We start from the raw sequence: 6,233 nt of genomic DNA, 5'->3' as shown, positions 1-6,233 counted from the left end.
CAGCGCGGGCGCGGCGATCGACCGGGTGCACGCCCGCATGGGCGAGTGGCTGCGGCCCGGCCGCACCGAGGCCGAGGTGGGCGCCGACATCGCCGAGGCCATCGTGGCCGAGGGGCACGTGTCGGCCGAGTTCGTCATCGTCGGCTCCGGTCCCAACGGCGCCAGCCCGCACCACGACGTGTCCGACAGGGTGATCGAGGCCGGGGACGTGGTGGTGGTCGACATCGGCGGCCCGGTCCCCGAGGGCTACCACTCCGACAGCACCCGCACCTACGCCGTGGGCGAGCCCGCCGACCCGGAGGTGCGCGACGGCTACGCGGTGCTGCAGCGGGCGCAGCGGGCCGCGGTGGAGGCGGTGCGGCCCGGCGCGACCGCGCAGGAGATCGACACCGCCGCGCGCCGGGTCATCACCGACGCCGGGTTCGGCGAGTGCTTCATCCACCGCACCGGCCACGGCATCGGCCTGGACGTGCACGAGGAGCCCTACATCATGAGCGGCAACGACCTGCCGCTCGAACCGGGCATGGCCTTCAGCGTCGAGCCGGGCATCTACCGCGCCGGGCGGTGGGGCGCGCGGATCGAGGACATCGTGGTGGTCACCGCCGACGGCGTCGAGCCGCTCAACACCCGTCCGCACGAGCTGACCGTGCTGGGCGCATGACCGGCGGAGGGCTGGAGCCGCTGGACAAGGCCATCGTGGCCGAGCTGGCCGCCGACGGGCGGCGCAGCTTCACCGATCTGGCCGAGCGGGTCGGGCTGTCGGTGTCGGCGGTGCACCAACGGGTGCGCAGGCTCGAACAGCGGGGCGTGATCCGCGGCTACACCGCCACCCTCGACGGGGAGCAGATCGGGCTGCCGCTGACGGCGTTGATTTCGCTGACCCCCAACGACCCGGCCGCGCCGGACGACTACCCGCAGCGGCTGCAGCACATCACCGAGATCGAGTCGTGCTACTCGGTGGCCGGTGACGAGTCGTACGTGCTGCTGGTGCGGGTGGCCTCGCCGCTGGCGCTGGAGGATCTGCTGCGCCGCATCCGCGAGGCGGCCAAGGTCTCCACCCGCACCACGGTGGTGCTGTCCACGCCGTTCGAGGGCCGCTCACCGACACTGTGATCTGTGGTCGGCGTGGCCCCGTCACAGGCGGGGCCGTGAGCCGCTCACCCGGGTCACCGACCCTGCTCACCAGCACGGTGTCGACCGGTCGACCGGCCCGGGGCCGCCAGGACGTCCGCGGCCAGGGCTGCCGGGGTGTTCGCCCCGGTGACGGCGGTGGCCAGCACGTCCCCCGGCAGGTCGTGCGTGGCGATGGCGGCCAGACCGGCCGCTCCCGCGGGTTCGGGCAGCACCCCCAGCGTCTCCACGGCGGTGCGCATCGCCGCCAGCAGATCCGCATCGTCCACGACCACCATGTCGTCGACCAGTGACCGCATGCGGTCCACCGACTCCGGAATCGGCGACCGGACCGCGACGCCCTCCGCGATGGTGTCCGCGGCTTCGGAAGGCACCACACGACCGGCTCGCCAACTGTCGACCATGCTCGCCGCTCCCGTGGCGCACACGCCCACCACGCGGGTGTGCGGGGAGTGCTCCTTGATCCACCGGGCGACGCCGGTGATCAGCGCGCCGTCCCCGACCGGCAGCACCACCGTGTCGATCGTGCCGGCGGTGAGCAGCTCGACGCCGAGAGTGCCCGCGCCCTCCGCGATGCGCGGGTGGAGCCCGTCCACGACGAGGACGCTGTCGTCGTCGGCGGCGGCGTGGTCGCGGGCGGCGTCGGCCGCGTGGCCGTCACCGACCTCGTGCACGCGGACGCCGAGGGACGTCATTCTGGTCAGCTTCACCGGGCTCAGGCCCGCGGGAACGAATACCTCCGCGCTCAGGCCGTGCCTGGCCGCCGCGTAGCCGACGGCCTGGCCGAAGTTCCCCATCGAGGAACACACCAGGCGGGTTCCCGGCGCGAACTCGCGGGCGAGCAGGTCCATGCCCCGCCCTTTGAAACTGCGGATCGGGTTCAGCGTCTCGATCTTGACCAGCACCCGCCTTCCCAGCGCGGCGCAGAGCTGCTCGTCGACGAACTGCGGCGTGCGGACGAAGACCGGGTCGATCAGAGCCGAGGCCTGTGCGATCCGCGCGAGGTCGAGGTCCATTTCCTGCATGCGCGTGCCTTCCGGGAGAGGGATCGGTGCCCGCGGTGCCCGGCGGAGGCGCGCACCGCGTGTCCCGCGCGCCGCGGCGACGACGGCGGGCCAACCCCACGGTAGAGCCCCGCGCGGTGGCGGCGCGGCACGATCGTGACGCCGCCTCCCACGCGAGCATGCCGACCGAGCCGCTGGTGCGGCCGTGCTCCGACCTGGCCGAAAGGTCTGCTCACCGTCCGCCCGCCGCGGCGGGCACCGACGGGGCGGCGTGCAGGTTGCCGTCCGCGCCTTCGAGGCAGGCGGCCTCGCGGTCCTCGGTGGCCAGGAACTCGCTGACACACCCGGCGAGTTGGGCGTGCCCGCGCGCGTTGGGGTGGAACGACTCCTGCAACGCGTGCGAGGCGCGCTCGGCGGCCTCCAGGTCGTCCCAGCGGACGGTGAAGCGGGTGAACCATTCCGACTCGGTGTTGTCGCCGCCGCTGCACGCCTCGTGTCCCCGGGCCGAACGGGACAGGTCGAGAAACCGCGCCCCGGCTTCGGCAGCGGCCCGGCGCAGCGCCGCCGACAACGAGGCCGATCCCGTGCCCGCGACCCAGCTCAGATCCTCGGTGCGGAACGGGCAGCCGTCCAGGTTGCGCAGCGACTCGGGGATGCCCGGGCCGATGGGGGAGGCGTAGGACTGCAACACCAGCTCGTAATCGTCGTCGCTGTAGCCCGCCTCGGACAGCACCGAGCGCACGTCGGTCAGCGCCCGCACGACCTTCGGGCGCATCGCTTCGAGGCGGGAGGGCCAGTCGGCCTTGATCTGTTCGCTGCACGGGGCGCCGCGGTCGAGAAACCACGACGTGAAGCACTCGGAGATCAGCCGGGAGAACTGGGGCTCGTCGTTGGCGCCGAGCGCCACCACCACGGCCGCGACCCGGTGGGTGTCGAGCAGCTCCCGCAACTGGGCGGCCTGCGACGGTTCGGTGTACTGCACGATCTCACCCAGGGCCACCTGCGCGGACGGCGCGCCGGAACAGGCCAGGTTGACCGACTCGGTGATCCCGGCCAGCTCCACCTGGTGGACCATGGCGTGGGGGGAGCGGTGGCACCAGTTGCCGCCCGCGCCGTCGGTGCCGGCGGTGTAGTCGCCCGCCCCCTCACCGGACAGCGTGCTGTCGCCCATCGACACCACGGTCAGCGGCCCCGTGCCCGGGGGCCCCGGCCGTTCGCCTGGCTCCCGCTCCGTGGGGAGCACGACGACGAGCACGGCGACGATGAGCACCACACCGGCCAGCGCGAGGCCGCCGAGCCACCACCGGAACCTGGACATCGCGGACGAGTTTACTCATGAGTCGCCGCGGCTGGTCACCGTCGGTGGCCGGTGCGCGGCCCGGTGAGGCGCCGTCGCGCGCGGAGGGGACACACCCGCCGGTGACGGCAATCCGGCCCCGGAGCGGCGGCTACGTCCACGTGGGCCACTACCCGTTCGGGCGCGGCGAGGTCGGCGCCTTCGACGTGTACTGGTCGTCCACCGCCAAGCGCAACTGCCTGATCGTCAACCGCCAGAACGAGGCCTACGGTGTCCCGGGCGACACCTACGCGCGGATCGCCCCGGGCGGGTGGGACTTCCCGAACTGCCCGGACGTGGGCTGCGATTCCGGGTACTTCAGCTACTACGCGGGCCCGGCGTACACCCCGGCCGGGGTCGACATGACCCACCGGTGCGTCGACGTGTCCGGGCTCGTCGAACTCAACGGGCAGAACAACTTCCGCGGGTACTACGGGCTCAACTGCGGCTGACCCAGTGGGCGCCCGGGAGCCGGTCACGTGCGCCACGCGCGAGGTGAGGCGGCCCCCGGGCGGCAGCGCGGTCCCGGTCAGCGCCGGTTCTCCCACCAGGCACGGCCGGACTCGGGCAGGGTGAACACGGGGTCGTAGTACGGGTAGCGGCGGTGCAGCGCCTCGGGGTCGTCGTGCTCGATGCCGGTGCGGTAGTTCTTGGTCCAGTAGGAGATGCCGCGCTCGGTGTCGTACTCGGCGACCTGGTGCACCCAGCGCTTGCCGACGTAGGGCACGTCACACACCAGGCGCGGAGTGGCATAGCCCGGCAGATACCCCATGATGGCGTGCTGGAGTTCCTGTGCCTGCCGCACCGACAGCCGCCAGTGCTCGGCGTTGGGGATCATGTCGCACAGGTAGAAGTAGTAGGGCAGGATGCCCGCCTCGCCCTGCAACGCGAAGCACAGATCCAGCAACGCGGCCGGGGTGTCGTTGACGCCGCGCATGAGCACGCCCTGGTTGCGCACGTCGCGCACCCCGACCTCCAGTGCGGTGCGCGTGGCCTCGGCCACCAGCGGGGTCACCGACTGCACGTGGTTGACGTGGGTGTGGATGGCCAGGTTCACGCCGCGCCGCCGGGCGGTGCCCGCCACGCGTTCCAGCCCTTCGACGATCTTGGGTTGGAGCCAGTGCTGCGGCAGGCCCGCCAGGGCCTTGGTCGCCAGGCGGATGTCGCGCACGGTGTCGATCTCGAGTAGCCGCATGAGGAACTTCTCGAGCTGGTGCCAGGGCACGTTGGCCACGTCGCCGCCGGAGACCACCACGTCGCGCACGCCGGGGGTGCGCGTGAGGTAGTCGATGATGGCGTCCTGCCGGTCGGCCGGCTTGAGTTCGAGCTTGTGTTTGTCGATGAGTTCGGTGGAGTTGCCGACGAGGTCCATGCGCGTGCAGTGCCCGCAGTACTGCGGGCAGGTCGACAGCAGCTCGGCCAGCACCTTGGTGGGGTAACGGTGGGTCAGCCCCTCGACGACCCACATCTCCGCCTCGTGCAGCGAGTCGCGCTGGGAGTAGGGGTGGCTGGGCCAGTCCGGGTCGCGGTCACTGGCCACCGGCAGCATGTAGTGACGGATGGGATCGCCGTAGAACGCCTCGGTGATCTTGGCGGGGTCGGTGCCCGCGTGCGGGGCGATGGTGTTGAGCATCTGCGGCGGCAGCAGCATCGACATGGTGGCCATCCGCTTCTGGTCGGCGACCAGGTCCTCGTAGAACCGGTCGGCCACGAGATCGCCCAGCACCGCGCGCAGCTGCTTGACGTTGCGGACGCAGTGCACGCGCTGCCACTGCGCGTCGCGCCACTCTGCCTCGGTCACGTCTCGCCAGCCCGGGAAGCGACGCCAGTCGGGTTCGGCCAACTCGGCGCGGCGGTAGGTGTAGGGCTGCTCGGCGAGCTCGGTAGCAGGTTCCTGGGTCGCAGTCACTTCTGCTCCTCAATCTCGACTACTCGTGGAAAATATCCTGACATATCGATCCTTGGGCGCAAAACTTGTCGCCGCGGGTGGGTGGCAGACTCGGGAGGCGTGACCGGAAGCAACACCACCCTCCTCGTCGGCGGCCGCATCCACACCCCGCACTCGCCCGACGCCACCGCCCTGGCCGTCACCGACGGCACCATCAGCTGGATCGGCCAGGACCGGCCCGCCCGCGCCCTGCACCCGGACGCCGAAACCATCGACCTCGACGGCGCCTTCGTCGCGCCCGCCTTCGTCGACGCCCACGTCCACGCCACCGCCACCGGACTGCACCTGACCGGAGTCGACCTCAGCGCCGTGTCCGGCGCCGGCGACCTGCTCGCCGCCGTCGCCGACGCCGCCCGCGCCACCACCCCCGGCGACGTGCTGCTCGCCCACGGCTGGGACGAAAGCACCTGGCACAACCCCCGCCTGCCCAGCCGCGCCGAACTCGACGACGCCGTCGGCGACGTGCCCGTCTACCTCAGCCGCGTCGACGTGCACTCGGCCCTGGTCTCCACCGCGCTCGTCACCCTCGCCCCCGACGCCCGCGCCCAGCGGGGATACCACGACGACGGGCCGGTCACCCGCACCGCTCACCACACGCTGATCCCGGCGCTGCTGCCACTGGACGATGCCGACGCGCAGGCCCGGTTGGCATGGCAGCGCGGCGATGTCACGCGGGCGGGCATGCCCGCTCGCGCCGCGGTGACCACGGCCGCGCGGGCACTGCGGGACGTGGTGGCGACCACGATGACCAAGGGCGCGGCGAGCGAGGCGGTCACCCGGGTGCTGCCCGAGGGGCTGACCCGGTGGTGCCGGA

Annotated in this window: 7 protein-coding genes; 4 read left to right on the top strand and 3 right to left on the bottom strand. The window is 72.3% G+C overall.

Going from position 1 to position 6,233, the window contains the following annotated elements; translation table 11 throughout:
- Together SACSA_RS21205 and SACSA_RS0102550 are read left to right on the top strand one after the other, a co-directional pair.
- On the top strand, positions 1–661 hold a 661-nt coding region (locus tag SACSA_RS21205; RefSeq protein ID WP_019813232.1), incomplete at its 5' end, for a M24 family metallopeptidase.
- Entirely contained in the window at positions 658–1,113 is a 456-nt protein-coding gene (locus tag SACSA_RS0102550) for an Lrp/AsnC family transcriptional regulator (protein WP_019813230.1), read from the top strand. The genes SACSA_RS21205 and SACSA_RS0102550, both read left to right, overlap by 4 nt.
- Before the next feature lie 53 nt (positions 1,114–1,166).
- Here the strand turns inward: SACSA_RS0102550 and SACSA_RS21200 are convergent, their stop codons facing one another.
- Positions 1,167–2,147, bottom strand: coding sequence for a threonine ammonia-lyase (locus SACSA_RS21200; RefSeq protein ID WP_019813228.1), 981 nt, complete (start codon positions 2,145–2,147; stop codon positions 1,167–1,169).
- 220 nt (positions 2,148–2,367) lie between these two features.
- A complete protein-coding gene (locus tag SACSA_RS0102540; RefSeq protein WP_019813226.1) occupies positions 2,368–3,453 on the bottom strand; it encodes a GDSL-type esterase/lipase family protein in 1,086 nt (361 codons plus the stop codon).
- Positions 3,454–3,554: 101 nt separating this feature from the next.
- Between SACSA_RS0102540 and SACSA_RS0102535 the strand changes: the two genes are divergently transcribed.
- Positions 3,555–3,923, top strand: a complete 369-nt coding sequence (locus SACSA_RS0102535) for a hypothetical protein (protein WP_157596577.1) — start codon at positions 3,555–3,557, stop codon at positions 3,921–3,923.
- A 77-nt stretch (positions 3,924–4,000) separates the two neighbouring features.
- On the opposite strand, the gene SACSA_RS0102530 is transcribed toward SACSA_RS0102535, so the two are convergent.
- On the bottom strand, positions 4,001–5,380 hold the full coding sequence (locus SACSA_RS0102530; protein WP_019813222.1) for a KamA family radical SAM protein: 1,380 nt from the start codon (positions 5,378–5,380) through the stop codon (positions 4,001–4,003).
- Positions 5,381–5,479: 99 nt separating this feature from the next.
- Between SACSA_RS0102530 and SACSA_RS21195 the strand changes: the two genes are divergently transcribed.
- A partial coding sequence (locus SACSA_RS21195; RefSeq protein WP_019813220.1) for an amidohydrolase family protein occupies positions 5,480–6,233 on the top strand: 754 nt, incomplete at its 3' end.

It is taken from the genome of Saccharomonospora saliphila YIM 90502 (assembly GCF_000383795.1).
Taxonomy (GTDB): domain Bacteria; phylum Actinomycetota; class Actinomycetes; order Mycobacteriales; family Pseudonocardiaceae; genus Saccharomonospora; species Saccharomonospora saliphila.
This window is presented reverse-complemented; position numbering and strand designations above follow the sequence as displayed.

Bases quoted from the DNA above. Each gene is read 5' to 3' on its own strand.
- SACSA_RS21200 (WP_019813228.1), bottom strand. From the start codon at position 2,147: ATGGACCTCGACCTCGCGCGGATCGCACAGGCCTCGGCTCTGATCGAC.
- SACSA_RS0102550 (WP_019813230.1), top strand. From the start codon at position 658: ATGACCGGCGGAGGGCTGGAGCCGCTGGACAAGGCCATCGTGGCCGAG.
- SACSA_RS0102540 (WP_019813226.1), bottom strand. From the start codon at position 3,453: ATGTCCAGGTTCCGGTGGTGGCTCGGCGGCCTCGCGCTGGCCGGTGTG.